24 protein-coding genes are annotated in these 25,608 nt (G+C 65.3%); 13 read left to right on the top strand and 11 right to left on the bottom strand.

Features of this window, described 5'->3' with window-relative positions; translation table 11 throughout:
* Positions 1-28 precede the first annotated feature (28 nt).
* Positions 29-922 carry a LysR substrate-binding domain-containing protein gene (locus QF118_RS12290; RefSeq protein WP_282299348.1) on the bottom strand — a complete coding sequence of 298 codons (894 nt, stop codon included), beginning with the start codon at positions 920-922 and terminating at the stop codon, positions 29-31.
* 103 nt (positions 923-1,025) lie between these two features.
* Between QF118_RS12290 and QF118_RS12285 the strand changes: the two genes are divergently transcribed.
* Genes QF118_RS12285 through QF118_RS12270 form a run of 4 tightly spaced genes read left to right on the top strand, consistent with a single transcriptional unit; the run spans position 1,026 to position 4,070 of the window.
* On the top strand, positions 1,026-1,730 hold the full coding sequence (locus QF118_RS12285; RefSeq protein ID WP_282299347.1) for an SDR family oxidoreductase: 705 nt from the start codon (positions 1,026-1,028) through the stop codon (positions 1,728-1,730).
* The gene (locus QF118_RS12280; protein WP_282299346.1) at positions 1,720-1,971 is read left to right on the top strand and encodes a DUF6552 family protein; all 252 of its coding nucleotides are present in this window, start codon (positions 1,720-1,722) and stop codon (positions 1,969-1,971) included. Before QF118_RS12285 ends, QF118_RS12280 begins: the two co-directional genes overlap by 11 nt.
* Positions 1,972-2,010: 39 nt before the next feature.
* Entirely contained in the window at positions 2,011-3,432 is a 1,422-nt protein-coding gene (locus tag QF118_RS12275) for a cache domain-containing protein (protein WP_282299345.1), read from the top strand.
* Positions 3,429-4,070, top strand: a complete 642-nt coding sequence (locus tag QF118_RS12270) for a response regulator transcription factor (protein ID WP_282299344.1) — start codon at positions 3,429-3,431, stop codon at positions 4,068-4,070. Before QF118_RS12275 ends, QF118_RS12270 begins: the two co-directional genes overlap by 4 nt.
* Positions 4,071-4,073: 3 nt before the next feature.
* Here the strand turns inward: QF118_RS12270 and QF118_RS12265 are convergent, their stop codons facing one another.
* Together QF118_RS12265 and amrA are read right to left on the bottom strand one after the other, a co-directional pair.
* Positions 4,074-4,283 (bottom strand): hypothetical protein, encoded by a 210-nt coding sequence (locus QF118_RS12265; protein WP_282299343.1) that lies wholly within the window; start codon positions 4,281-4,283, stop codon positions 4,074-4,076.
* A 104-nt stretch (positions 4,284-4,387) separates the two neighbouring features.
* Positions 4,388-5,776, bottom strand: coding sequence for an AmmeMemoRadiSam system protein A (amrA, locus tag QF118_RS12260; protein WP_282299342.1), 1,389 nt, complete (start codon positions 5,774-5,776; stop codon positions 4,388-4,390).
* Between the two features lie 405 nt (positions 5,777-6,181).
* Here amrA and QF118_RS12255 point away from each other — a divergent pair, with 405 nt between their 5' ends.
* The 3 genes from QF118_RS12255 (at position 6,182) to ilvN (ending at position 10,427) form a co-directional block, all read left to right on the top strand.
* Positions 6,182-7,936, top strand: coding sequence for an acetolactate synthase 3 large subunit (locus QF118_RS12255; protein ID WP_282299341.1), 1,755 nt, complete (start codon positions 6,182-6,184; stop codon positions 7,934-7,936).
* Between the two features lie 79 nt (positions 7,937-8,015).
* The gene (locus QF118_RS12250) at positions 8,016-9,806 is read left to right on the top strand and encodes a tetratricopeptide repeat-containing sulfotransferase family protein (RefSeq protein ID WP_282299340.1); all 1,791 of its coding nucleotides are present in this window, start codon (positions 8,016-8,018) and stop codon (positions 9,804-9,806) included.
* Positions 9,807-9,866: 60 nt separating this feature from the next.
* Positions 9,867-10,427 (top strand): acetolactate synthase small subunit, encoded by a 561-nt coding sequence (gene ilvN, locus QF118_RS12245; protein ID WP_282299339.1) that lies wholly within the window; start codon positions 9,867-9,869, stop codon positions 10,425-10,427.
* 194 nt (positions 10,428-10,621) lie between these two features.
* Here ilvN and QF118_RS12240 read toward each other — a convergent pair whose 3' ends face one another.
* Positions 10,622-10,990, bottom strand: coding sequence for a hypothetical protein (locus tag QF118_RS12240; RefSeq protein WP_282299338.1), 369 nt, complete (start codon positions 10,988-10,990; stop codon positions 10,622-10,624).
* 228 nt (positions 10,991-11,218) lie between these two features.
* Between QF118_RS12240 and QF118_RS12235 the strand changes: the two genes are divergently transcribed.
* The 3 genes from QF118_RS12235 to QF118_RS12225 all read left to right on the top strand — a co-directional run bounded on the left by QF118_RS12235 (position 11,219) and on the right by QF118_RS12225 (position 13,474).
* Positions 11,219-11,980: a helix-turn-helix domain-containing protein gene (locus QF118_RS12235; protein WP_282299337.1), complete on the top strand. Its 762-nt coding sequence runs from the start codon at positions 11,219-11,221 to the stop codon at positions 11,978-11,980.
* A 124-nt stretch (positions 11,981-12,104) separates the two neighbouring features.
* Positions 12,105-13,265, top strand: coding sequence for an aromatic ring-hydroxylating oxygenase subunit alpha (locus QF118_RS12230; protein ID WP_282299336.1), 1,161 nt, complete (start codon positions 12,105-12,107; stop codon positions 13,263-13,265).
* The gene (locus tag QF118_RS12225; protein WP_282299335.1) at positions 13,262-13,474 is read left to right on the top strand and encodes a hypothetical protein; all 213 of its coding nucleotides are present in this window, start codon (positions 13,262-13,264) and stop codon (positions 13,472-13,474) included. Before QF118_RS12230 ends, QF118_RS12225 begins: the two co-directional genes overlap by 4 nt.
* Before the next feature lie 33 nt (positions 13,475-13,507).
* Here the strand turns inward: QF118_RS12225 and QF118_RS12220 are convergent, their stop codons facing one another.
* The 6 genes from QF118_RS12220 to QF118_RS12195 all read right to left on the bottom strand — a co-directional run bounded on the left by QF118_RS12220 (position 13,508) and on the right by QF118_RS12195 (position 21,560).
* Positions 13,508-13,909 (bottom strand): c-type cytochrome, encoded by a 402-nt coding sequence (locus QF118_RS12220; RefSeq protein WP_282299334.1) that lies wholly within the window; start codon positions 13,907-13,909, stop codon positions 13,508-13,510.
* A 164-nt stretch (positions 13,910-14,073) separates the two neighbouring features.
* Positions 14,074-14,880: a DUF2189 domain-containing protein gene (locus QF118_RS12215; RefSeq protein WP_282299333.1), complete on the bottom strand. Its 807-nt coding sequence runs from the start codon at positions 14,878-14,880 to the stop codon at positions 14,074-14,076.
* Positions 14,881-15,055: 175 nt separating this feature from the next.
* A complete protein-coding gene (gene prfB / locus QF118_RS12210) occupies positions 15,056-16,180 on the bottom strand; it encodes a peptide chain release factor 2 (protein ID WP_282299332.1) in 1,125 nt (374 codons plus the stop codon).
* 182 nt (positions 16,181-16,362) lie between these two features.
* Positions 16,363-18,891, bottom strand: a complete 2,529-nt coding sequence (locus QF118_RS12205) for a penicillin-binding protein 1A (protein WP_282299331.1) — start codon at positions 18,889-18,891, stop codon at positions 16,363-16,365.
* A gap of 238 nt (positions 18,892-19,129) precedes the next feature.
* Entirely contained in the window at positions 19,130-20,341 is a 1,212-nt protein-coding gene (locus QF118_RS12200; protein WP_282299330.1) for an N-acetylmuramoyl-L-alanine amidase, read from the bottom strand.
* A 43-nt stretch (positions 20,342-20,384) separates the two neighbouring features.
* The gene (locus QF118_RS12195) at positions 20,385-21,560 is read right to left on the bottom strand and encodes a pyridoxal phosphate-dependent aminotransferase (protein WP_282299329.1); all 1,176 of its coding nucleotides are present in this window, start codon (positions 21,558-21,560) and stop codon (positions 20,385-20,387) included.
* Between the two features lie 57 nt (positions 21,561-21,617).
* On the opposite strand from QF118_RS12195, the gene QF118_RS12190 reads away from it, so the two are divergent.
* Genes QF118_RS12190 through QF118_RS12180 form a run of 3 tightly spaced genes read left to right on the top strand, consistent with a single transcriptional unit; the run spans position 21,618 to position 24,255 of the window.
* Complete coding sequence (locus tag QF118_RS12190; protein ID WP_394357058.1) at positions 21,618-22,961, top strand: M48 family metalloprotease; 1,344 nt, start codon at positions 21,618-21,620, stop codon at positions 22,959-22,961.
* Positions 22,962-22,990: 29 nt separating this feature from the next.
* A complete protein-coding gene (locus tag QF118_RS12185; RefSeq protein WP_282299328.1) occupies positions 22,991-23,764 on the top strand; it encodes a DsbA family protein in 774 nt (257 codons plus the stop codon).
* Positions 23,764-24,255: a thioredoxin domain-containing protein gene (locus tag QF118_RS12180; RefSeq protein WP_282299327.1), complete on the top strand. Its 492-nt coding sequence runs from the start codon at positions 23,764-23,766 to the stop codon at positions 24,253-24,255. Before QF118_RS12185 ends, QF118_RS12180 begins: the two co-directional genes overlap by 1 nt.
* Here the strand turns inward: QF118_RS12180 and QF118_RS12175 are convergent.
* The gene (locus QF118_RS12175; protein ID WP_282299326.1) at positions 24,215-25,543 is read right to left on the bottom strand and encodes a sensor histidine kinase; all 1,329 of its coding nucleotides are present in this window, start codon (positions 25,541-25,543) and stop codon (positions 24,215-24,217) included. The two genes, QF118_RS12180 and QF118_RS12175, sit on opposite strands and share 41 nt — an antisense overlap.
* Between the last annotated feature and the right edge of the window lie 65 nt (positions 25,544-25,608).

Here is a 25,608-nt window from a genome sequence, read left to right as displayed (position 1 = left end):
TTCGCCCCTTACCGGCCGTGAATTCCCGTCATGCGTGCGTTGCTGGCTGCGTTTCGCCGGATGCGCATGTGGACAGCCATTCAAAGACCGCCCGGACCGCCGGATTCTTGAGGTTCTCGCGCGGGGTCAGCGCGTGATAGCCCTGCGGCGTGCGCAGCGCCCCGTCATGCGCCTGGACCAACCGGCCGCTGGCCAATTCGCGCGCCACCATGAAGCGGTTGGCCAGCGCCACCCCCTGCCCGGCCATCGCCGCGTCCAGCGCCAGTGAAATGGTGCTGAAGCGCGGGCCCGACAGGCGTTTGGGCCGCGCCATGCCCAGCACCTGTTCGATATAATCGGGCCACAGGTCGGTGGAATCATGCAAAAGGCTTAGCCCGGTCAGGTCCACCGCCTGTTCCAACAGCCGGGGCGAGCAGACGGGAATCACCCCTTCGCGGAACAATTGCCGGTCCTCCAGCGCCGCACCAAAGGGCGGCACACCATACCGCACCACGATATCGACCCCGTCCGCCTGAAAGCGCGACAACGTTTCGGTCGCCATGACGCGCAGGTCAACCGTGGGATGGGCGGCGGCGAAATCGGCCATGTTGGGGATCAGCCACTTGGCCGCGAAACTGGGCGTGACCGAAATCGTCACCCGCTGCGGGCCGGGGCGCAAATCATGCGTCGCCTCGGTCAGGATGCGAAAGGCGCGTTCCAGTTGCGCGTGATAGCGCCGCCCGGCCTCGGTCAGGGTCAGCCCGCGCGGATGACGTTCGAACAGCGGCAGCTCCAGCCGCGCCTCAAGCGCGCGCACATGCTGGGCCACCGCGCCCTGGGTCACGCCCAGTTCCCCGGCGGCGGCGCGAAAGGTCAGGTGGCGCCCGGCGGCCGCAAAGGCGCGCAGGGCGTTCAGCGGCGGCAGGTCGTCCGTCTTTGACATCAGCTTTCCTACACCCTCATGGCAGCGCTTCTGGCCTGTGCAGGCCGCCGCGCGCCTTTTATCCTGCACCAAAGCAAGGCATCAAACCACCAGGAGTTGCAACATGACCCTAGAAAAAGTGGCCATCGTCACCGCCGGCGGCAGCGGCATGGGCGCCGACGCGGCGCGCCGTCTGGCTGCGGACGGTTTCCGACTGGCGATCCTGTCGTCCTCGGGCAAGGGCGAAGCGCTGGCCAAAGAGCTGGGCGGCTTTGGCGTGACCGGGTCGAACCTGGACCCAGAGGCGTTGAAAACCCTGGTCGATGGCGCGGTGCAGCGCTGGGGCCGCGTCGATGTTCTGGTCAATTCCGCCGGGCATGGCCCCAAGGGCCCGGTGCTGGAGATCCCCGACGAGGACTGGCACCGCGGCATGGAGGTCTATTTGATGAACGTGATCCGCCCGACGCGGCTGGTCACGCCGATCATGCAGGCGCAGGGCGGCGGCAGCATCATCAACATCTCCACCTTTGCCACCTTTGAGCCCGATCCGCTGTTCCCCACCTCGGGGGTATTCCGCGCCGGTCTGGCCGCCTTTGCCAAGCTGTTTGCCGACAAATACGCCGCCGAAGGGCTGCGCATGAACAATGTCTGCCCCGGCTTCATCGACAGCCTGCCCGAAACCGAAGACCGCCGCGCGCGCATTCCCATGGGCCGCTATGGCACCACCGCCGAGGTGTCTGGCCTGATCTCGCTGCTGGCCTCGGACGAGGGCGGCTATATCACCGGGCAGAACCTGCGCATCGACGGAGGGCTGACCCGTGCCGTCTGATGCCGCCCTGCCCCGGGCCGCGCCCGGCCGTCTTGTCGATGTGGTCAAATGGGGCGCCTCGGTCGCGCAGATCGGTGGCTATGCCGCCACCGGACTGAACTGGACGCCCTGGAACCTGCCACTGTTCGTGATCGGCATCCTGGGCTGGCTGGCCGTCGGCATCCTGTGGCGCGACCGGGCGCTGGTGCTGGTGCATCTGGTCGCCTTTGCCGCCCTGACCATCGGCTATGTGACGCAGTAGCCCCTTTCACCGCGCCCGCTTTCCTGCTTTGCTGAGCGCATGCAGGGCAAAAGGGGCATATGGCGGCTGAGTTACGGGCAGAAGGTCTTTCTTCTGGCCTCTGTCCCGATGATCCTTGCGGTGACGGCCATCGCCCTTCTGGTGGCCGCCCAGTCCCGCGCCCTGGCCGAACGCGAGATCCGCAGCCTGGAAACCCGGCTGATCGAGGCGAAAAAGCGCGAGCTGCAGAACTATGTCACGCAGGCGCGCAACGGCTTTTACTTCATCTACGGCTCGGCCGCCCCCGATGACGAGGCAGCGCGCCAGCAGGTCATGCAGATCCTTGCGGCGATGATCTATGGCGACGAAGGCTTTTTCTTTGTCTACGACTACGACGGCAACAACCTTGTCTCGCCGCGCCAGACCGACCTGATCAACCAGAACTGGTGGGATCTGACCGACAGCGAAGGCACCCAGGTCGTCCAGCAATTCATCTATACCGCCCGCGCTGGCGCCGGCTATGTCGAACATCTGTGGCCCAAGCCCAGCACCGGGCAAGAAGCGCGGATGATCACCTATGTCACCTCGTTTCCGTCGTGGCGGTGGGCGGTGGGCACCGGGGTCTTCATCGACGACATCGTGGCCAGCGTCGCCGCCAGCCGCGCCGAGGTCGAAGCCCGCGTCCAGCGCACCTTTGTCTATATCGGGGTCATCACGCTGGGGGCGCTGCTGCTGGTGTTTTCCTCGGGGATTTTCCTGAACATCCGCGAACGCCGGCTGGCCGATGCCAAGCTCAAGGAACTGACGCAGCGGGTGTTTGACGCCCAGGAGGAAGAGCGCGGGCGCGTCGCGCGCGAACTGCATGACGGCATCAGCCAGATCCTTGTCGGGGTGAAATACGCGCTGGACATCACCCGCCGCCGCATCCTGCAGGGCGACGGGCGCGCCGAGGAGACGCTGCAAAAGGGCATCGACAACCTGTCCGAGGCGATCCACGAGGTCCGCCGCATCAGCCGCGACCTGCGCCCCGGCGTGCTGGACGATCTGGGCCTTGGCCCCGCGCTGAAGGCGCTGACCGACGATTTCCGCACCCGCACCGGCATCACGACCCGCTTTGAAACCGTGGTCTTTCGCAACCGGCTGGACCAGGACAGCAAGATCGCGTTGTATCGCATCGCCCAGGAGGCGCTGACCAATGTCGAACGCCATTCCGCCGCCACCGAGGTGGTGATCGACCTGCGCGGCCACCGCGACGGCGCGACCATGCGCATTTCCGACAACGGCATCGGTCTTGGCGATGCGCCGCGCGCGCCGCGTCAGGGCATCGGTCTGCGCAACATGCAGGAACGGATGGACCAGCTGGGCGGGGTGCTGCGTGTCTTGTCCTCGAAAACCGGGACGGTTATCGAGGCGCAGGTCCCGCTGAGCCATCTTCTGCAACCCGAGGACGGCAAGCCGCGAAAAACAAAGGTGCAGGCATGAACGCTGTAACCCGCGTCGTCGTTGTCGACGATCACCCCATGGTCGCCGAAGGCATCGAGGCCATCCTCGAAAGCTATGACGACATCGAGGTCGTGGCCACGCTTTGCGATGGTCAGCAGATGATCGACCGGCTGGACGAATTGTCGCCCGACGTCATCCTGATGGATCTGAACATGCCCGGCCTTGGCGGGCTGTCCGCGACGGAAATGATCCTGGAACGCCGCCCCGACACCCGTATCCTTGTGCTGTCGATGCATGACACGCCGGAATATGTCTCGACCGCGCTCAGCCATGGCGCGCGCGGTTACGTTTTGAAGGACGTGCCCACCGACGAGATCAAGCAGGCGATCGACGCGGTCATGGCCGGTCAGCGTTACCTGTGTACCGGCGCCGAGGGCGCGCTGACCCCGGTCGAGGGCGCGCGCGAACAGCTGACCAACCGCGAACAGACCGTGCTGCTGCAACTGGCGCAGGGCAAATCCAACAAGGAAGTGGCGCAGGCGCTGGATATCTCGGTGCGCACGGTGGAAACCCACCGCAAGAACATCAAGCGCAAGCTGGGCATTTCCAGCACCGCCGGCCTGACGCGCTATGCCCTTGAACACGGGGTTCTGCAGGGCACCGGCGTCAAGATGTGACCGCTACAGGGTGATCCCGGCGCAGGCTTGGGCGCAGGCGGCATCCTCGATCACGGCGGCGGGCAGGATACGCTCGGGGGTGGATTGCTGCCGGGCGGCGCTGTCGGTCATCGGGTGCGGCACCTCGCCCATCAGGCAGGCAAGCGCGATCAACGCGGCCAGGCAGGCGGCCTTGAGGCCGTTGAAATCGCGATGAAAAATGTTCCTGGTCATCTCCGGCTCCTGGTTGCGGGACAGGCTGGAAACAGCTTGCCGCAAAGCGCCGGTCGCTTCAAATCACGTCTGCGCGCGCGGATGTTGCATTCCGCCTGCCGCGCTCAGGCCGCGCGCGAGGATTGCGCGCGGCTGGTGACCACCTCGGTGCGAAAGGTCTGGACCTGCAGGCTGTCGCTCCAGTGATCGGGGGCCAGCCCGGCCTTGCGCTTGAGCGCCGCCAGAAAATCGCGCGGGTTCGGCACCCCGGCCCAGACCGAGGGCAGCAGCACGCCGCGCTTGTCCCCGTCTCCAAGGATGACGCCGGTTTCATGCGGCACCAATGCCTCCAGCAGATCGGCCTCGGAGGTGATGGCAAGCGGCGCGGGCCGTGTCAGGACTGCGATCTTGATGTCCAGCGCGTCGATTTCATCACCGCTGATCGGCGCAAAGCGCGGGTCCTCGAACCCCGCCTTGACCGCATTGGCCGCCACATCCGCCGCCAGCGGCCGGTGCGGCGCCATCGAGCCGACACAGCCGCGCAGCTGGCCGCTCCGCTCCAGCGTCACGAAACTGGCCATCAAGGTGCGCAGCTGCACCGCAAAGCTGTTCACGTCGATTTCCGGCGAACAGCCGCGCGCCAGCCGCGACCCAAGCGCCGCGCGCGCCAGTGACAACAGCGCCGCGCGCGAGGCATTGTCCAGAATGTCGTCCTGCGGCGCAAAGAACCCCCAGGCGCCATAGCCAACCACCCGCGAGGCATCCTGCGTCGCGGTGAACGAGCTGTGCATGCCCAGCCGCAAGGGCCGGCATCCCGCCCCCGCCTGCGACGCCAGCCAGCCCGACAGCGCCCTTGCGCCGCAGGCATGGGCCGGGGTCAGCCGGGCGCCCTGCCCGGCCTCGATCAATCCGGCGGTCTGGGTGTCGATGCGCAGCGCCTGTTCCTGCGTCAGGAAATGGCTGAGGTCCGAGGACAGCACGAACAGGGTTTCGCCCTGCATCCGGCACAGCCGGTCGATGGCGGCGGCGACCTGGCCTTCGGTGGCATTGCCGATCACCATGGGCACCACGGGCACCTTGGGAAAATGATGCCGGGCAAAGGGCAGCTGGGTGTCGATGCCGTGTTCGCGTTCAAACGCGGCCTCTCGGCCATGCGCCATGTCCGACCGGATCAGCGCGGCGCAGGCGCGGCTGTCGATCCGCACCCGGCGTCGGGGCACTTCGACCGCGTCGTGGATGGTCGGGACCGCGATCCCGTCAAAGGCTTCGTGGTGCGAGGGCGACAGGATGGCGATGCGCGCGGGGTCCGCCCCCGACAGCGCCGCCCAGGCCGCCGCCGCCAGCTTGCCGCTGAAATCATAGCCCGCATGGGGCGCGATCACCGCCCGCGCCGCACTGGGCAGCCCGGCGCGCATGTCCTGCCAGTCGTTGTCATAACCGCCAAGCACGCGGTCCAGCGCCTGCTGATCGTTCGGAAAGAATGTCCCTGCAACGCGGGTCTGCCTGACAGCCATGTAACCAACCTTTTTCCTGCCATCTTGCACTATAACAGCAGTTTTTTCGAATGACGACGCCCCGTCACCGGGGAAATTTCGCGCCGGTTGCGGCATTTCACCCCGCACGGCCACGCCCCCTTGCGCAAAATGTCGCGCCGCAGCCCCGTTCGCGCAACTAATGCAAAGATTTTCCGCCTTCGCGGCAATCTTTTCTGCCTTTTAGCGGTTGACGCCCCGTTTCATGGCTCATAATCTCGCCCCGCACGCAATCGGAGGCCCCGAATGAGCACCCTGGTGGTAATCGTAGGCAAAAGGCGCATGGCCGGGTAACCCGGAACCATAAGGTTCACCCATGCGCCCCCGACCAAAATCGGGGGCTTTTTTGTGCGCACATGGACTGGTGTCGGAAATTGGAGAAGCACGATGACACGTCAGATGACCGGAGCGAAAATGGTGGTTCAGGCCCTCAAGGAACAGGGCGTGGACACGGTATTCGGCTACCCCGGGGGCGCGGTGCTACCGATTTACGACGAGGTGTTCCAGCAAAATGACATCCGTCACGTGCTGGTGCGCCACGAACAGGGCGCCGTGCACGCCGCCGAAGGCTATGCGCGGTCCACCGGCAAGCCCGGTGTCGTGCTTGTGACCTCGGGGCCCGGGGCGACCAACGCTGTGACCGGCTTGACCGATGCGCTGCTGGATTCGATCCCGATCGTGGTGCTGACAGGCCAGGTGCCGACCTTCATGATCGGTTCGGACGCCTTTCAGGAGGCGGACACCGTCGGCATCACCCGCCCCTGCACCAAACACAACTGGCTGGTCAAGGAGACCGAGCAGCTGTCGGCCACCATCCACGAGGCCTTTCATGTGGCGATCTCGGGGCGGCCCGGCCCTGTGCTGGTGGACATCCCCAAGGACGTCCAATTCGCCAGCGGCACCTACCAGCCGAAACCGGCGACCCGCACGCGGCACTACCAGCCGCAGGTCAAGGGCGACATGGAGATGATCGAGGAACTGGTCGAGGCCATCGAGACCGCCGAAAAGCCGGTGTTCTACACCGGAGGCGGCGTGATCAACTCGGGGCCCGGCGCCAGCCAGCTGCTGCGCGAACTGGTCGAGGCCACCGGCTTTCCGATCACCTCGACCCTGATGGGTCTGGGCGCCTATCCTGCGTCAGGCAAGGCCTGGCTGGGCATGCTGGGCATGCACGGTCTGTACGAGGCCAACCTTGCCATGCATGGCTGCGATCTGATGATCAACATCGGCGCGCGTTTCGATGACCGGATCACCGGGCGGCTGGATGCCTTCAGCCCGAATTCGAAAAAGGCCCATATCGACATCGACCCCTCCTCGATCAACAAGGTGATCAAGGCGGACATTCCGATTGTCGGCGACGTCGGCCATGTGCTCGAAGATGCGCTGAAGCTGTGGAAATCGCGCGGCCGCAAGGTCAACCGCGAGGCGCTGGCCAAGTGGTGGAAGCGCATCGAAGGCTGGCGTGCGGTCGACTGTCTCAAGTACAAGCCGTCGGAAACCACGATCAAGCCGCAGTATGCGCTGGAACGCCTTGAGGCGCTGACCAAGGGCATGGACCGCTATGTCTGCACCGAGGTCGGCCAGCACCAGATGTGGGCGGCGCAGTACCTTGGTTTCGAGGACCCGAACCGCTGGATGACCTCGGGCGGTCTGGGCACCATGGGCTATGGTTTCCCGGCCTCGATCGGTGTGCAGATGGCCCACCCCGAGGCGTTGGTGATCAACGTCGCGGGCGAAGCGTCCTGGCTGATGAACATGCAGGAAATGGGCACGGCGATCCAGTACCGCCTGCCGGTGAAACAGTTCATCCTGAACAACGAACGCCTTGGCATGGTGCGCCAGTGGCAGCAGCTGCTGCACGGCGAGCGGTATTCGCATTCCTGGTCCGAAGCCCTGCCCGATTTCGTCAAGCTGGCCGAGGCCTTTGGCGCCAAGGGCATCCTGTGCAAGGACCCCAAGGATCTGGACGACGCGATCATGGAGATGATCAACCACGACGGCCCGGTGATCTTTGACTGCCTTGTCGAAAAGCACGAAAACTGCTTCCCGATGATCCCCTCGGGCGAGCCGCACAACAAGATGCTGCTGGGCGACGCCAATGCCACCAATGCCATCGCCGGCAAAGGCGCGGTGATGGTCTGATCGACCCATGGGCGCGCGGCCCGTCTGCGCGCCCGCCACTCTATCCTCTTCCGTTTCATTCTGATCGGCGAACCCAGTCATGTCCCCCCGCCCCGCCCCCACTTTTGCGCCGCAGGTCGACCCGGTCGCCCATGCCGCAAAGCTGTCGGCCGCTGGCAAACCGGCCGAGGCGGCGGCGCTGCTGCGCCGGGTGCTGTCGCGCGACAGCCGCAATGCGGCGGCGCGCAAGGCACTGGCAGGATTGGGAAAACACGCAAGGCCCGCGCTGAACCTGACACCGCAGGACCGCAAGGATGCCAAGGCGCTGGAACGCGCCGTGTCGGGCGCGAAATGGCCGCAGGTCATCTCAGGGGCGCGCGCGCTGCTTGGCCGCCAACCCCTGATGGGCGATGCCGCCAACGCCCTGGGCACCGCCCTGCGCATGAGCGGCCAGTTGAACGACGCCATGCGCGCCTATGATCACGCGCTGCGCGCCGATCCGGCGCTGCCCGACAGCTATATCAACCTTTCTGCGCTGTTGTTGCAGATGAACCAGCCCGCCGCCGCGCTGGACGCCGCGCAGGCCGCGCTGGATGTGGCCCCGAAAATGGCCGAAAGCCATCTGGCGATGGGGCTCGCGCTCTATGATCTGGACCGGATTTCCGAGGCCGAAGGCCAGCTGCGTCAGGCCGTTGATCTGGGCCCGGAAAACCCGCTGAACTGGGATGCGCTGTGCCGCACGCTGGAACGGCTGAACCGGCTGGACGATCTGGGCCAGACCGTGCAGCAGGCGCTGAAGGCCTGCCCCGATCATCCGCTGCTGCAACTGCATGCCGCCGCCGCGCTCAGCCGCCGCAAGGACAACGCCGCGGCGCTGGCGCTGCTGGACCGGATCAAGGCTGACGCCCTGCCGCCGCACAGCCGCTCGGTTCTTGAGGAACTGCGCGGGCGGGTGCTGGATGCCCTGGGCCACTGCGACGAGGCCTTTGCTGCCTATACCCGGATGAACGATCTGCAACGCCGGTTGCATGTCAAACCGGGCAAGCCGAACAGCTATGCCGCCATGGTTGACGCGCGCCTTGGCGGCTTGGACGACCTGCCCGCCGCTTGGCCGCAAACCCTGGACAGCGGCCCGCAGCCGGTGTTTCTGGTCGGTTTTCCGCGATCGGGCACCACGCTGCTGGATACGATCCTGCGCGGCCACGACCATCTGGCCGTGGTCGAGGAACAGCCCCTGTGCGCCCATCTGTCCAAGGGCATCGCGCCGGACGGTGAAGCCGCGGCGCTGGCCGCGCTGACGCCACAGCAGATCGACCAGCGCCGCGCCGCCTATCTGGCCGATTTCGAACGCCACCTTGGCGCCCCGCTGAACGGCCGCCTGCCCGTCGACAAGATGCCGCTGAACCTGTCCGAGGCCGGCGCCATCGCGCGGCATTTCCCCGGGGCGAAATTCATCCTGGCCCTGCGCCACCCCGCCGACAGCGTCCTGAGCTGCTACATGCAGAACTTCAGGCCCAATGAGGCGATGAACAACTTTCTGGATCTGGAGCAGGCCGCGCGGCTGTATGACCGGGTCTTTACCCTGTTCGACGCATACCGCGCGCGGCTGGGCCTGGACGTGGTGGAAATCCGCTACGAAGACCTGATCACCGACCTGCGCGGCGCGGTCGAACCGGTGCTGACCCATCTGGGGCTGGACTGGCATGACGACATGGCCGATTACCAAAGCGCCGCCCGCGCCCGCCCGGTGATCCGCACACCAAGCTACAAACAGGTCACGCAGGGCCTGTACACCAGCGCGCAGGGACGATGGCACCGCTATCAGGCCCATATGACCCCCGCGCTGGACCATCTGAAACCATGGATCGAGCGCTGGGGCTATGACGCCTGAGCGCAGCACTTGAAATCAGCCAGCCACCCCGGTGGCGGTACTTACGGGAAAGGGAAACCGATGTCGGCGCTAAAGATCAAGAAGGGCTCGAACAAGCATTCCGCCTATAACCTGCGCCCGAGCTTTTCGGACGTGCAGGAAACCCACACCATCGCCGTTCTGGTCGAAAACGAACCGGGCGTTCTGGCGCGGGTGATCGGGCTGTTTTCGGGGCGCGGCTACAACATCGACAGCCTGACGGTGGCCGAGGTCGACCATCAGGGCCACCTGAGCCGGATCACCATCGTCACCACCGGCACGCCGCAGGTGATCGAACAGATCAAGGCGCAGCTGGGCCGCATCGTGCCGGTGCACGAAGTCCACGACCTGACGGTCGAAGGCAGCAGCGTGGAACGCGAGCTGGCACTGCTCAAGGTCGCGGGACAAGGCGACAAGCGGGTCGAGGCGCTGCGCCTGGCGGACATCTTCCGCGCGCATGTGGTGGATTCGACGTTGGAAAGCTTTGTCTTTCAGCTGACCGGCACCTCGGAAAAGATCGACGCCTTTGCTGACCTGATGCGCCCGCTTGGCCTGATCGAGATTGCCCGGACGGGTGTCGCCGCGCTGGCCCGCGGCGCGTAAATCAGGGCCGCGCTGGCCCGCGGCGCGTAAATCAAGGTCGCGCTGGCCCGCGGCGCGTAAATCAAGGTCGCGCTGGCCTGCGGCGCGGCGCATGGCCGAAAAACAACAAGGCCCCGCCTGGCAACAGGTCGGGGCCTTTGTCTTGCAGCGCCCAGCCGGGGATCAGCCGGGCGATGCCATGGTCAACGCCCGCCTCAGCAGGCCCGCGCCTTTGGAAAATTCACGACGTTTCCCGGCATCCCGATCTTGCCCGACCGGCGCAGTTTGTCCGGAAGCCCGGGGGCAAACCCGGAATCCACACGCTGCAGGTTTCGGGCCCGGCGAAAGTCATGCTCTTCGCGAAGATCGAATTGAATCAAATCCCCGGCGTCCAGCGGCTCTCCGTTGTGCGCGCTCGGCTCGGAGCCCGAGTAGAACGCCAGATTGCCATGATCCTCGCACCAGATCACTGCTTTTTTGTCCCGCGCGTCGGCCCACAGGACCACGCCATACATCCGTTCTTCCATAGCGAACCTTTTGGTTTCTGCTTCTTTAACGTGACTCAGACAGGTCGATTTCGACACGATTTTTACCGCGTCTACATCTTGATTTTTGTGTCGTGAAATTGCAGATTTGGCGCTATTAAGCGCCAGAACTGACGCTTAATAGCGTCACATTTGACGCTAACTAGCGTAACTTTTTCTCATAGCGAGTTTTGCGCTATCACTATACACTCTAGACGCGAGGTGAACATGCCAGCTGGAACGTCCAAGGCCCCGTCCCGCCGGCCAAGTCCTGCGGAATTGCGAAACATGCTCGGCGCGAACCTGCGTCAGCTGTCCAGTAACGCTGTCTCGATTTCGGCCTTGTGTCGCGATCTTGGTATCAACCGGACGCAATATAACCGCTACCTGGCGGGCGAAAGTTTCCCCAGACCGGACGTGTTGCACCGGATCTGTTCCTATTTCGGCGTCGATGCCCGGATTCTTCTGGAACCGGTCGAACAGATCCATTCGCCGCAGGCTGGGCTTTTCGAACACCCCGAGGTGGCCGATTTCGTCGGCCATTCCGCCGACACCCTGTCCGAGGAACACTTTCCGTCGGGCTTTTACCGTTTTGTCCGGCGCAGTTTTCTGCATGACGATCAATTCGTTCAGGGTCTGACCTATGCCTATCGCAAGGACGGCCACACCTTTCTGCGCGGATTTGAGGCGAAACAGGCCATGGCCGAACAGGGCCTGCCCACCGCCCCCGCGCAGCGCGAATTTCGCGCCGTCGTGATGCCCCAGGAGGACGGTGTCGCGCTTTTGGTCAGCCGACGCGGAGCGGCGACAGCCACCTTCAACTACATGGCGCGCGTGCCTTCGTTCGAAAACAACTTTTGGGTCGGCTATGCCACCCGCACGGTCCGCGAAGACGTGGCGGGCCGCCGTGTCGAACGCCAGGTGATGGAACACCTGGGCCGCAACACCCACAAGGTGCTGGCCGCCGCGCGCAGCGTCGGGTTCTGCAGCACCGACCAGCTGCTGCCCTACCTGCGCCAGATGCTGAAAAGCGGCGTGCCCTTTACCTGACGCGGCCCTGCGGTCTGGCAGGCGCCGGGCCGCTTGTTTGCGTCAGCCCATGTCGCGTTTCGACGCGCTGGCGCGGCTGCGGCGATGTTACGCGATAGGGTATCCAGGCAAAGGAGGCCCGATCATGGCGCAAAACGTCACCGACCTTTCCCAGGTACGCCTGCCCGTCGACCGGGCCAACGGCCTGCCCAATGCCCATTACATCGACCCCGGCATTCACGCCCAGGAACGCGAGGCCCTGATGGCCACGCAATGGGCCGGGCTGGCGGTGGCCGCCGACGTCCCCGAAATCGGCGATGCCCGTCCGATCGTCTTCATGGACATGCCGCTGCTGCTGGTGCGCGGCAAGGATGACGGCGTGCGCGTCTTTCAGAACATTTGCCGCCACCGCGGGATGATCCTGGTCGATGCCCCACGCAAGATCGAAGGCGCGATCCGCTGCCCCTATCATTCGTGGTGCTACGGCACCGATGGCCGCCTGGTCAGCACGCCGCATGTGGGCGGCCCGGGCCAGAACACCCATGCCGCCATCGACCGCGACAGCCTGGGGCTGGTCGAAGTGCGCAGCCATGTCTGGCGCGATGTCATCTGGATCAACCTGTCCGGCGATGCCCCGCCCTTTGAACAGGCCATGGCCCCGGCCATCGCCCGCTGGGCCGAATTCGACAAACCGCTGTACCACGGCGGCGCGGATTCGGTGATTACGATGACGGTGAACGCCAACTGGAAACTGGCGGTCGAAAACTATTGCGAAAGCTATCACCTGCCCTGGGTGCACCCCGGCCTGAACAGCTATTCGCGGCTGGAGGATCACTACAACATCGAACAGCCCGGCGCCTTTTCCGGCCAGGGCACGCTGGTCTATCGCCAGGTGACCAATGAAAACGGCGAGCCGTTCCCAGATTTCGACGGGCTCAGTGATACCTGGAACACTGCGGCCGAATACCTGGCGATCTATCCCAACGTGCTGCTGGGCGCGCACCGCGACCACGCCTTTGCCATCGTGCTGGTGCCCGAAGGCCCCGAACGCACGGTCGAGAACATCCACCTGTATTATGCCGCCCCCGGCACCGACAGCGGGCTGCGCCAGCGCAACACGCAGCTGTGGAAAACCGTCTTCGAAGAGGACATCTTTGTCGTCGAAGGCATGCAAAGGGGCCGCCATGCCCCCGGCTTTGACGGCGGGCGGTTTTCACCGGCGATGGACGGGCCGACGCATTGCTTTCACGATTGGGTGGCGGGCAAGGTCGATCACTGGCGCGCGCAGGCCAAGGCGGCCGAATGACGCCCCTGGACGACCGGCTGCTGGCGGCGCATGCGCGCGATGACCGCGCGGCGCTGGTGGGCCTGTATACCCAGGCCGCCGACAGCGCCAGCACTCTGGATGCCGCCTGCTTTTACCTGACCCACGCCTATGTCTTTGCGCTGGAACTGGGCGACGCGCGCGCAAGGGACCTGCACGCGCGCCTGGTGGCCGAAGGACGCGAGGCCTGAGGTGCCGAAACGGCCCTGTCGCCCTGACCGTCCTTATTCCTGGATGTTCTCCAGGTAGTAGGCGATCGACAGCACCTTGCCGCGGCTGTACAGCACGTCGCCATAGGCCGAGTCCGAGCCGCTTTCTTCGGTGAACAGCGCCCCGTAGACCGGCATCGGCCCGCCGTGCGACCGCAGCCCCGTGCGCCCGTCGATGATGTGGATCACCTCGAGCATCGGGAAGGCGCCATCGTTGTTGGCGCTCAGCTGTGTCAGGTCCGGCACCACCGAGGTCATCATCTGCGTCAAAGGCCCGTCGCCCTTGCCGCTTTGGCCGTGGCAGGTGGCGCAGTACTGGGAATAGTATGTTTCGCCATGTGCGGGATCCTGTGCGTACCCGGCCCCTGCGGCCAGAACGGCCGCCGCCAAGGTCAGACCTGCAATCGAATTCGTCATCTTCCCCTCCTTGAATATCGGGGCACCCGTGGGGCACCCTGACCCTTCCTGGTTCAGGAAGGGCAACGAGGGTATTCCAGCGCAAAACCGAATGGCGCGCATTTACGCAGGTTAGTGCGGTAGCAAATTCCTTTGACGGATCAATCGCCCTGGCACCCGGGCCGTCAGGCCACGGCGGCCTGTCCGGGTGCGCCGCGTTCGGGCCCATAGGCCAGCATGTCATACAGGTGCCAGGTGGCATGCCCCAACAGCGGCAGCGACAGGAACAGGCCCAGGAACAGCGGCACCATCGACACCAGCGTGAAGACCGCGACAAAGAACGCCCAGCCGAACATCGGTACCGGGTGGCTGGCGACATATTGGAACGAGGTGATCATGGCGGTGACAAAGTCGATTTCGCGGTCCAGCAGCATCGGCAGCGACAGCACCGTGATCATGTACAGCAGCGTCGAAAAGCCCGCGCCCACGATGGTTCCGACCGCCAGCATGGCAAGACCGTTGCCCGACAGGTAGACCTCGAACGAGGTCGAGACATTGGTCATCGTCGACAGCCCAAGGAACAGCGCAAAGACCATGTGCGCCAGGAAGAACCAGAACAAAAACACGACGATGATGATCGCACAGATCGACGGCAACTGCCGTTTCGATTGCCGCAGCACCACTGAAAATATCTGCATCCAGTCCAGCGGCCGCCCCTGTTCGATGCGGCGCGAGATGTCGTAAAAGCCGACGGCGGCAAAGGGCGCGATCAAGGGAAAGCCGATGGCGGCAAAGACCAGCCAATAGGTCTGTCCGGTCAACCAGGTGATCCAGGCCATGACCCAGCCGCCCAGCACGTAGACCCCGGCAAAGACCAGGGCAAAGCCCGGCGCGCGGCGCAGATCCTGCCAGCCGCGGCGCAGGGCCTCGCGCAACAGCGCGCTATCCACCGCGCCCAGATCGGGCACCCCCGGCTTTGGCGTATCTGGCATCGCTCCCTCCCCCTGAACTGATCCGACATTCAGTTAAGGGGATATGACGGGCGCAGGCAACATGCCTCTCAGATACAGCTTTGGATTATCTGGAAAAACCGCCCGCTCCGGACAGGGTCCGGGGGCCTTTGGGCCGATCAGCGCGAAAGGCCCCCGGACAAGCCCGGGGCGCGTGTCAGTCTTCGGCCTGCGCGTCGGCGCGGCTTTTGCCGGCGACCTGCATGGCCAGCGTCGCCTCCATGAAGGCATCCAGATCGCCGTCCAGCACGCCCTGAGTATCGGCGGTTTCGTAGTTGGTGCGCAGATCCTTGACCATCTGGTAGGGCTGCAACACGTAGGACCGGATCTGGTTGCCCCAGCCTGCGTCGCCCTTGGCCTCATGCAGGGCGTTGACCTCGGCGTTGCGGCGGTCCAGCTCCAGCTGATACAGGCGCGATTTCAGGGCCTTCATGGCGATGTCGCGGTTCTGGTGCTGCGACTTTTCCGAACTGGTCACGACGATCCCGGTGGGATGGTGGGTGATCCGCACGGCCGAATCCGTGGTGTTCACGTGCTGACCACCCGCGCCCGACGACCGGTAGGTGTCGATGCGGATGTCGGCCGGGTTCACCTCGATCTCGATGTTGTCGTCGATCACCGGATAGGCGCCCACGGCGGCAAAGGACGTCTCGCGCGTGCCCTTGCCAAAGGGTGAAATCCGCACAAGGCGGTGTGTGCCGCTTTCGGATTTCAACCAGCCATAGGCGTTCTTGCCCTTGATCTGGTAGGTGACGGATTTGATCCCGGCCTCGGTGCCGGGGGTCTCTTCCTGCAGTTCCACCTCGAACCCGCGCTTGTCGGCCCAGCGGACATACATCCGCGACAGCATCTGCGCCCAGTCGTTGGCCTCGGTGCCGCCGGCGCCGGCCTTGATTTCCAGAAAGGCATCGTTGCCGTCGGTCTCGCCGTTCAGCAGCGCCTCGAGTTCCTTTTGCGCGGCCTTCTTGACCAGCCCGCTCAGCGCGGCCTCGGCCTCGGCGACGATCTCGTCGTCGTCCTCCATCTCGCCCATCTCGATCAGTTCGATCTGATCCTCAAGCTCCTGCTTCATGGAGGTGTAAGTCTCCATCGCATCGACAAGCCCCTGGCGTTCGCGCATCAGCTTTTGCGCGGCGGCGGGATCGTCCCACAGGTTGGGGTCCTCGACCCGGGCGTTGAATTCCTCAAGCCGGTGCTGCGCGGTGTCCCAGCCCAGTCGCTGCCGCAACAGGTCCAGCGATTTGCGGATCTTGTCCGCGTTGTTCTGTGCTTCTGCGCGCATCGGAAATGGTCCTGTCTCGTGCCTGTGGGTGCCGCGTGATACCAAGGGCGGAAAGGCGGGGCAAGATGTCCGGCGCCGATCGCCGCAGCGCTTTGCGCAGGCCGCGCCCGCCCGGGTATTCTGCCACCCGGTCCACGGCCCGCGCCGGTGCAAGGCGGGTTTGACCCCGCCCTGCTACGCGATCAATACAGACCGCCCGAGGACAGCGTGCCAAACCCGGCCTTGGGCCCGACAACCGCTTTCTTCCCGGTCGAGGTGGTCACTTCGCGCGCGCCGCTCTCGCCATCGGGGCGGATCAGGTCAAAGCTGCCCGACACCGCAAAGCCGCCGTCGAACTGGATGCCAAAGATCGGCTCTTCGCCCTCGCGGAAACACTCGGACACGACGTTGTCGCCCGAGGCGCCATCGGACAGGCGCGCACCGGAAAAGCGGTCGATGTTGATGAACTGACAGCCCGGAGGCACAACGAATTCGCCGCCCCCGTATTTCGTCACGGCCTTGCGCATGAACCGGTCAAACACCGGCCCGCACATTCCCCCGCCCGAGGCGGCGTTGCCCATCGGGCGCGGCGTGTCGTACCCGATATAACAGCCCGCCACGATATTGCTGGTAAAGCCCACGAACCACACGTCCTTGGCATCGTTGGTGGTGCCAGTCTTGCCGGCGGTGGGCACCGGCAGGTTGACGGTGCCGGCCGCGGTGCCGCGCTCGACCACGCCGCGCATCATCGAGGTCAGCTGGTAGGCGGTCACCGGGTCCATCACCCGTTCGCGATCGTTGACGATGCGCGGGCTGCGGCCCGGCTGGATGCTTGGGTCGTCACAGTTCACGCAGACCCGCTTGTTGCCCTCGGCGGCGTCATGCGAATAGATCGTGTTGCCATAGCGGTCCTGGACCCGGTCGACCAGCGTCGGCTCTACCCGCTCGCCACCATTGGCGAACATGGCATAGGCCGCAACCATCTTGAACAGCGTGGTTTCGTCCGACCCCAGTGCGTTGGCCAGAACCCGGCCCATGTTGTCATAGACACCGAATTTTTCCGCATAGCGCGCCACCGTGTCCATGCCGACCTCCTGGGCCAGGCGGATGGTCATCAGGTTCCGCGACCGTTCGATCCCGGTGCGCAGCGGCGTCGGCCCGTAATACTGTTTCGACGCGTTCTGCGGCCGCCAGACACCCTGCGGCGTGTCGATCTCGATCGGGGCGTCGACGACGATGGTCGCGGGGGTATAGCCACTGTCCAGCGCCGAGGCATAGACAAAGGGCTTGAAGCTGGACCCCGGCTGCCGCAGCGCCTGCGTCGCGCGGTTGAACACCGAATGCTGATAGCTGAAGCCGCCCTGCATGGCGATCACGCGGCCGGTGTTGACGTCCATCGCCATGAACCCGCCCTGCACCTTGGGCACCTGCCGCAGGGTCCAGCGGATGAAGGCGCCGTTGCCATCCTCGACCATCTCGCGCACATGGATCACGTCGCCGGGCTTGAAATTGTCGAACAGGTTGCCCGAAAACCACGAGGTATCGGCGCGCGGAATGCTGTTGCCGCGCGGATCGCCCTGCTCCACACCTTCGATGCCGACCACCAGTTCCTGATCGCGCACCTCCAGCACCACCGCCGGCAGCCAGGGCCGCTCCAGGTCGATGTCGCGCGCGATGCGGGTGTTGGCCAGCGCCTCGCGCCAGGCCTCTTCGCTGGTCAGCGCTTCGGCCGGGATCGTCTTGCCCGATCCGTTCCAGCGCCCCAGCCCGCGGTCGAATTGCTCCAGCGCGATGCGCAGCGATTTCGCCGCCTCGACCTGCATCTCGGGGTCCAGCGTGGCGCGCACTGCGTAGCCCCCGGAAAAGAACTGGTCCTCGCCGAAATCGCTGCTCAGCTGGCGGCGGATCTCGTCGGTAAAGTAATCGCGCGGCGGCAGGGCTTCGGAATAGGGCGCATAGTCGCCGTTCTGCACGCTTTTCAGCGGCTGGGCGACCTCATGTTCATAGGTGGCCTGATCCAGGTACCCGTTCTCCAGCATCTCTTCCAAAACGAAATCGCGGCGCTGCAACAGGCGCTCCTTGCGACGCACCGGATGAAAACTCGACGGTGCCTTGGGCATCGAGGCCAGCATCGCCGCCTCATGCGGGGCAAGCTCGGACAGGGTCTTGTTGAAATAGACCTGCGCGGCGGCCGTGACACCATAGGCGTTCTGCCCCAGGAAAATCTCGTTCAGATACAGCTCAAGGATCTTCTCCTTGGACAGCGCCGTCTCGACGCGGCTGGCCAGGATGATTTCCTTGATCTTGCGCTCGGCCTTGCGGTCACCCGACAGCAAAAAGTTCTTCATCACCTGCTGGGTGATGGTCGAGGCGCCGCGCGTATTGCCACGCGCGGTGTCGATCGCCGCCGACACGATGGCGCGCGGATCGTAACCTGCATGGGTGTAGAACGATTTGTCCTCGGCGCTGATAAAGGCATGCTTGACCAGGTCGGGGATCTCGTTGGCCGGAGTGAACAGACGGCGCTCCTGTGCGAATTCGTCGATCACATGGCCTTCGGTCGAATAGATGCGGCTGATCGTCGGCGGCGTGTATTGCGCCAGGCTTTCATGGCTGGGCAGATCGCGGCCATACATCCAGAAAACCGCCCCGATGGTCAGGGCAATCATCATCGCCCCCAGCGTAAGCACACTGAAGATGGCGCCGAAAAAGGAAAAGATAAAGCGTGTCACGCGCGCCTGCCCCCAAGAATCCTGAACGCTCACTATACTGCAAGCCGCCGGCGGTCAAAACACATCCGGGCGAGTTTTCGCGCAGCCTTGCAAACCCTGCCTTGCCCCGTCCCGCACCCGGACCCAAGGGGGAAAAACCGCGCCCCTGCTTCTTTGTGCCGCAAATATCCCGGGGGGGCCGCCAAAGGCGGCGGGGGCAGCGCCCCCAAGTCCACGCGCGCCGCAGGAATCCGCCCCGTTATTGCCGCCGCAACCCCTTCAACGCCGCATCCTCCAGCGCCCAGGCTTCGATCCCGTCGCGCACCCCGGCGGCCATGCCGGCGCGCCAGATCGGGTCCTGCAGGTTCTTCAGATCCTGCTCGGTCGACAAAAAGCCCAGCTCGATCAACACCGACGGCACATCCGCCGCCTTGAGCACCGAAAACCCCGCCTCGCGCAGCGGGTCCTTGTGGACATGCCCCAGCGCGTTGCGGATCCCCGACACCAGGTGCTGCGCCAGCGCCCTGGATCGCGGCCCGTTGTCCAGGCGCGCCAGTTCCATCAGGACCTGTGCCACCCGGTCGTCCGCCCCCGACAGGTCCAGCCCCGCCAGCAGATCGTCGCGGTCGTGCCGTTCCGCCAGCGCCGCCGAGGCCGCGTCCGAGGCCTCCTGCGCCAGCGTATAGACACTGGCGCCATGCGCCACGCCCTGCTCGATCGCATCCGCATGCAACGACAGGAACAGGTTCGCCCCGGCCTGATGCGCCATCGCCACCCGCGCCTCGAGCGAGACGAACTCGTCGCGATCGCGGGTCAGGTAGACCTGGTAGTTGCCGGTGCGGATCAGCACCTCGGACAGCTCGCGGGCGAATTGCAGCATCAGCGCCGCCTCGCTGATCCCGCCGCGCTCGGCGCCGGGGTCGATGCCGCCATGGCCCGGGTCCAGCACGATCACCAGCGGCGCGCCGGGCGGCGGCGGCGCCGCCTGCCGGGCCGTGGGCGTCGGCAGATCCCATGCCGGATCGCGCGGCAGACCGGCCTGCGCGGCAAAGGCTTCGGGCGTCGTCTTGTCCAGCGTCACCGTCAGCCGGGCCCGCCCGGTCACGGCGTCGATGCCCAGCCCCGCCTGATCGATGCGCGCGGGCTGCGCCAGGTCGGCCACCAGCCGCGACCAGCCGGGGCGAAAGGCCCCCATGCGCACCGCGTCGATCAAATCGGACGCGTCCAGCGCCGCGCCCTCGGCGCCCTGCCAGTCGACTTCGCGGAAATCCAGCACCAGCCGCATGGGATCGTCCAGCGTGAACAGCCGCCAGGGCACCCCCTGGCTCAGCTGCAATTCCAGCGTCGTGCCGCCAAACATCCCGTCGCGAAACCCGCCCTGCTCATAGCGCGCAAGCCCCGAGGCCTCTTGCGCCAGCGCGCCGAACGACCAGAGGCAAAGCCCCAATGCTGCTGTGAATACCCTGCTCATCCGCCTCTTCCCGGCTTGTCTGTTCGTCACCCTACCAGCGGCGTCATGGATTCGCATCACCTGCCTGCGGGGCAAAGCCGCGCTCGGCCATGAAGCGCCGCAGCCGCTCCAGCCCTTCGGCGATGTCCCGGGTGGCGCGGGCATAGGAAAAGCGTAGCGTTCCGGACCCGCGCAGCGGGTCGAAATCCAGCCCCGGCGTCACCGCCACCCCGGCCTGGTCCAGGATCTCGCGGGCAAAGGCGCGGCTGTCGTCGGTCAGGTGGCTGACATCGGCATAGACATAGAACGCCCCGTCCGGCGGCGCGATCCGGTCAAAGCCCGCCTTGGGCAGCCCTTCCAGCATCAGCGCACGGTTCTGGCGGTAAACCTGCATGTTGGCCTGCAGTTCCTCATCGGCGTCCATCGCCGCCAGCGCCGCGACCTGGCTGGCATGGGGCGGGCAGATGAACAGGTTCTGCGCCAACCGCTCGACCTGGCGGATGTTGGCCTGCGGCAGCACCAGCCAACCGGCCCGCCAGCCCGTCATGCTGAAATACTTGGAGAACGAGTTGATCACGCAAACATCGTCGCTGATTTCCAGCGCGGTGACGGCGGGCTGCTCGTATTCGATGCCGTGATAGATCTCGTCCGACAAAAAGGACGCGCCCTGCCCCTGGGCGCAGTCGATCAGCGCCGCCAGTTCCGCCTTGCCCAGCATCGTGCCCGACGGATTCGCCGGGCTGGCCACCATGACCCCCTGGTAATCCAGCCCTTCCAGATCGCCGGGCACCAGCTGTAGGCGATTTTCCGCCCGTGTCTGCACCTCGACCGGGACCAGGTCCATGGCCTTCATGATCTGCCGATAGGACGGATAGCCCGGCGCGCCCAGGGCGATGCGGTCGCCCGCATCGAACAGCGCCGAAAACGCCAGGATGAACCCGCCCGAAGACCCCGGCGTGACCACCACCCGCCCCGGATCGAGGTCGACATCGTACCACTCTCCATAGAGTTTCGCGATCCGCGCCCGCAGCGCCGGAAGCCCCAGCGCCACGGTATATCCCAGCGCATCGTCCTGCATCGCCCGCGCCAGCGCATCGCGCGCGGCGGCGGGCGCCGGGGTGCCGGGCTGGCCGACTTCCATGTGGATGATGTGGCGGCCGGCCTCTTCGGCCTGCCGCGCGGCCTCCATCACATCCATCACGATAAAGGGATCAACTCCGCCACGCCTTGAATTCTGCATTCCGACCTCTCTACTCTGCCCGCCAACAGGCTTATGAGCGACAAAGGTGAAACGTCAATGATCCTTCCCCGCCGACCGGCAGGCTTTCGGGCCCTGCTGCTGCCCCTGATCATGCTGCTGCTGCTGGCGGTGGCCGCCCCGGTGCGCGCGGCGGGCATCTCGCTGCTGCGCGACGCCGATATCGAATACGCGCTGGGACGGATCGCCGCGCCGGTGCTGACGGCGGCCGGGCTGAGCCCTTCGCAGATCCGGCTGATCCTGGTCGATGACAGCAGCCTGAACGCCTTTGTCGCCGATACCTCGCATATCTTCATCCACAGCGGCCTGCTGATGAAACTGGAAAGCGCCGCGCAATTGCAGGCGGTCATCGCCCACGAGGCGGCGCATATCAGCAACGGCCACATCACCCGGCGGCTGGGCAACATGCGCAGCGCCCGCACCGCCGCCGGTCTGGGGATGATCCTGGGCGCCGCTGCCGCCGCCGCGTCGAACAACCCGCAGGCCGGGCTGGGCATCGCCATCGGCACCCAAAGCTCGGCGCTGCGGCTGTTCCTGTCGCACACCCGGGCCGAGGAAAGCTCGGCTGACATTTCCTCGGTGCGGTTCTTGATGCGCGCCGGGATCGACCCCAGGGGCGCGGTCGAGGTACAGGACCTGTTCCGCGGCCAGGAGGCGCTGTCGCTGCAACGCCAGGACCCCTACATGCGTTCGCACCCGCTGTCGCGCGACCGCTATCGCGCGCTTCAGGGGCTGGTGGCCGGGCATGACGCCGGCAAAAGCGATCCGGGGGCGGAATACTGGTTTTCCCGCCTGCAGGGCAAACTGACCGCCTTCAAACGGGCACCCAGCTGGACCTTGCGCCGCGCCAAGGACAGCGCATCGCAGGATATCGCGCTGATGCGCCAGGCGGTGGCCCATCACCGCCAGTCCGACCTGGCCAAGGCGCTGAAAAACATCGACGGCGCCATCGCGCTGCGCCCAAAGGATCCCTACCTGCTGGATCTCAAGGGGCAGATCCTGCTGGAATCGCGCCGCTTTCCCGCCGCCGTGCAGGTCTATGGCGCCGCCGCCAACATGGCCCCGCGCGATGCCATGGTGCTGGGCGGTCTGGGCCGGGCGCTGGTTGCCAACGGCCAGCCGAAACAGGCGCTGAGCGTTCTGGAAAAGGCCCGCAGCCGCGATTTTTCCGACCCGCGCATCCTGCGCGACCTGGCGGTCGCCTATGCGCAGACCGGGCAGAACGGCATGGCGTCGCTGGTGACGGCGGAACGCTATGCGCTGCAGGGGCGGCTCAAGGATGCCGAAGTCCACGCCAAGCGCGCCGACGGTCTGCTGCCGCGCGGATCGGGCCCATGGCAAAGGGCGCAGGATGTGCTAAGTGCCGCCAAGCGCGCCAAGTAACGCAATTCTTTTCACCAGCCGGAGACGACATGACCCACCTTACCTTTCGCCCCTTGCGCCCGCTGGCGCTGATCGCAGCGCTGACCCTTGGCGGGGCGGCCCAAGCCGAGGAAATCGACTTTGGCAACATGAGCCCCGAGCAGGAGGCCGCCTTTGGCGCGAAGGTGCGCGATTACCTGATGACCAACCCGCAGGTCATCATGGAGGCCGTCGCCCTGCTGGAACAGCAAGAGGCCCAGCAGCAAGCCGCCGCGGATGACGCGCTGGTGGAAACCAACGCCGAGGCCCTGTTCAACGACGGCTACAGCTGGGTCGGCGGCAACCCCGAAGGCGACATCACCATCGTCGAATTCATGGATTACCGCTGTGGCTATTGCCGCAAGGCCTTCCCCGAGGTCGAAGAGCTGATCAAGACCGATGGCAACATCCGCCTGATCGTCAAGGAATTCCCGATCCTGGGCGAAGCGTCCTTGGTGTCGTCGAAATTCGCCATCGCCACCCAGATCGTCGCCGGCGACGAAGCCTATGAGCAGGTGCACAACGCCCTGATGGCGCTGGAAGGCGGCCCCGGCAAGCCGGTCCTGACCCGTCTGGCAACCACGCTTGGCCTTGATGCCGACGCGATCCTGGCCGAGATGGACAGCGACGAGGTCCAGCGCCGCATCGCCGACACCCGCGCGCTGGCGCAGCGGATGCAGATCAACGGCACCCCCAGCTTTGTCATGGGCGGCGAGATGCTGCGCGGTTACGTACCGCTGGACGGCATGCGCCAGATCGTCGAGCAGGCCCGCGCCGAGCAGTGATGCGCCGCTGGGCCCTGCCCCTGATGCTTTGCGCCGCCGCCCCGGTGGCGGCGCAGGACGGCGGATTGCGCGACCGCCTGCGCGCCCTGGCGGACCGCGCCCCCACCGCGCAGGTTGATCCCTATGCCGCCGAGAAATCCGCCGACCTGGCCCGCATCGGTGCCGAGGCCGCCCAGCTGTTCGCCGCGCCCGGCGATCTGGGCCCGCCCGATGCACAGGTCCGCATTGCACTGTTCATTTCCAGCGATTGCCCCGACTGCGACCGCGCCTTGCAGGACCTGCGGGCGCTTTGTGCCAGGCTGGGGATTGCGGCGCGGGTCTTTGACACGGCAAAGGATGCCGACAGCGCGCAGGTGATGGCGCGGCTGGGGCTGGATCTGACGCCGTCCTATGTCATGGCCGACAGGCTGATCCGCGGCCAGATGCCCGGCTTTGTGCTGGAACGCTATCTTAGCCCGCCGCCTGCGGATCCTGCGCCGGAAGGTGAATGAACACGGTCGTTCCAACCCCGTAATCCGACGTCAGCTCCAGCTTGCCGCCCGATTGTTCTACGATGCCGCGCGCCATGGCCAGCCCCAGACCGGTGCCCTGCCCCTTGGCCTTGGTGGTGAAATAGGGCTCGAAGACCAGCGGTGCGATCTCGGGGGCGATGCCGCCGCCGGTATCGCGCAGCGCAATGGTCACGCCCGGCGCGCCGGCAACCTGGCTGGCAGTGACGCTGATCGTCAGCAGACCCTTGTCGCCCATGGCCTGCGCCGCATTGTCGATCAGACTGTTCATCACGGTGCAGAATTGACCGGGGTCCATGTAGACCATGGGCAAACCCGCCGGGATACGCTCGACCCGCAGTTCCTGCTCGGGGCGCAGCACAGTGTCGGTCCGGCTCAGGCAGTGGGACAGCATGTCCTCGACCTTCATGTGGCGCGGTCGCAGCTGCGCCTTGCGCGAATAGGCCAAAAGCTGGTTGGTCAGATCGGCGCCATGGCGCGCGGCCTTTTCGGCCTCGTTCAGAAGGCTGGCGCGTTCGACCGGGTTGGCCGTCAGGCGCAACAGTTCGATATTGCCCAGAACCGCCGTCAGCATGTTGTTGAAATCATGCGCGATGCCGCCGCTCAGCTGGCCAATGGCCAACAGGCGTTCGTCCGCGATACGGCGTTCCTGCGCCTGCTGCAAATGCCGCCGCGCCCGCCGGACGTTGCCGCACAAAAGCAGGAAATACAATTGCAGCGCCGCGGCGCAGAAGGTCAGAATGATCTTGTCCTGAAGGCTGATGTCGTCGGGTTGCCCGCCAAATCCCCAGCCTGTCCAAAGCCACTGGAACTGCAGGATCAAGATACCAAGCTGCCCGATCAGGTCATTGACGAAAAACAACCAGACCCGAAGCCGATCGCCAAGCGAATGCAGGTAGAACCCCGCGAACAGGATCATCGCGATGATCTGATAGCTGTCCAGCCCGCTGGTGCCGAAATACAGGATCGTCGCCGAATAGCCAAAGACGCTGATCGCGTCGATGCAGACGATCGCCAGAACCTGCCGCGCCGTGGCGCGCTGCGGCGCCCGCATCTGGACAATCCGCAGCAGCACCGATGTCATCACGTGAAAGGAAAAGAACAAGAACGGAATGGTATCGCCGTGCAGCAGGTACAAGGTCAGGCTGCCCAAAGCCAGAACCGCCATGCGCAGCCAGTATTCCTGGTTCCGAAAGCCATTGACCAATTTGACCACGTCCAGTTGGAACCGGGGATCGCTTTGGCGCAGGGATTGCAGAAGGGTTCCCATAGAAACCCGGTCCGCCGGAATACCCGAATTGTCCAGAGCGTCGTATGTGGCCTGGTCAAAGCCCA

The organism is Tropicibacter oceani (assembly GCF_029958925.1).
GTDB lineage: Bacteria > Pseudomonadota > Alphaproteobacteria > Rhodobacterales > Rhodobacteraceae > Pacificoceanicola > Pacificoceanicola oceani.
The sequence above is the reverse complement of the archived record's forward strand: the minus strand, read 5'-3'. Positions and strand labels throughout refer to the sequence as shown.

Bases quoted from the DNA above. Each gene is read 5' to 3' on its own strand.
- QF118_RS12285 (WP_282299347.1), top strand. From the start codon at position 1,026: ATGACCCTAGAAAAAGTGGCCATCGTCACCGCCGGCGGCAGCGGCATG.
- QF118_RS12190 (WP_394357058.1), top strand. From the start codon at position 21,618: ATGATCCTTCCCCGCCGACCGGCAGGCTTTCGGGCCCTGCTGCTGCCC.
- QF118_RS12290 (WP_282299348.1), bottom strand. From the start codon at position 922: ATGTCAAAGACGGACGACCTGCCGCCGCTGAACGCCCTGCGCGCCTTT.
- QF118_RS12185 (WP_282299328.1), top strand. From the start codon at position 22,991: ATGACCCACCTTACCTTTCGCCCCTTGCGCCCGCTGGCGCTGATCGCA.
- QF118_RS12175 (WP_282299326.1), bottom strand. From the start codon at position 25,543: ATGGGAACCCTTCTGCAATCCCTGCGCCAAAGCGATCCCCGGTTCCAA.
- QF118_RS12250 (WP_282299340.1), top strand. From the start codon at position 8,016: ATGTCCCCCCGCCCCGCCCCCACTTTTGCGCCGCAGGTCGACCCGGTC.
- QF118_RS12230 (WP_282299336.1), top strand. From the start codon at position 12,105: ATGGCGCAAAACGTCACCGACCTTTCCCAGGTACGCCTGCCCGTCGAC.
- QF118_RS12220 (WP_282299334.1), bottom strand. From the start codon at position 13,909: ATGACGAATTCGATTGCAGGTCTGACCTTGGCGGCGGCCGTTCTGGCC.
- QF118_RS12255 (WP_282299341.1), top strand. From the start codon at position 6,182: ATGACACGTCAGATGACCGGAGCGAAAATGGTGGTTCAGGCCCTCAAG.
- QF118_RS12235 (WP_282299337.1), top strand. From the start codon at position 11,219: ATGCTCGGCGCGAACCTGCGTCAGCTGTCCAGTAACGCTGTCTCGATT.
- QF118_RS12225 (WP_282299335.1), top strand. From the start codon at position 13,262: ATGACGCCCCTGGACGACCGGCTGCTGGCGGCGCATGCGCGCGATGAC.
- QF118_RS12265 (WP_282299343.1), bottom strand. From the start codon at position 4,283: ATGACCAGGAACATTTTTCATCGCGATTTCAACGGCCTCAAGGCCGCC.
- prfB (WP_282299332.1), bottom strand. From the start codon at position 16,180: ATGCGCGCAGAAGCACAGAACAACGCGGACAAGATCCGCAAATCGCTG.
- QF118_RS12195 (WP_282299329.1), bottom strand. From the start codon at position 21,560: ATGCAGAATTCAAGGCGTGGCGGAGTTGATCCCTTTATCGTGATGGAT.
- amrA (WP_282299342.1), bottom strand. From the start codon at position 5,776: ATGGCTGTCAGGCAGACCCGCGTTGCAGGGACATTCTTTCCGAACGAT.
- QF118_RS12180 (WP_282299327.1), top strand. From the start codon at position 23,764: ATGCGCCGCTGGGCCCTGCCCCTGATGCTTTGCGCCGCCGCCCCGGTG.
- QF118_RS12215 (WP_282299333.1), bottom strand. From the start codon at position 14,880: ATGCCAGATACGCCAAAGCCGGGGGTGCCCGATCTGGGCGCGGTGGAT.
- ilvN (WP_282299339.1), top strand. From the start codon at position 9,867: ATGTCGGCGCTAAAGATCAAGAAGGGCTCGAACAAGCATTCCGCCTAT.
- QF118_RS12200 (WP_282299330.1), bottom strand. From the start codon at position 20,341: ATGAGCAGGGTATTCACAGCAGCATTGGGGCTTTGCCTCTGGTCGTTC.
- QF118_RS12270 (WP_282299344.1), top strand. From the start codon at position 3,429: ATGAACGCTGTAACCCGCGTCGTCGTTGTCGACGATCACCCCATGGTC.
- QF118_RS12275 (WP_282299345.1), top strand. From the start codon at position 2,011: ATGCAGGGCAAAAGGGGCATATGGCGGCTGAGTTACGGGCAGAAGGTC.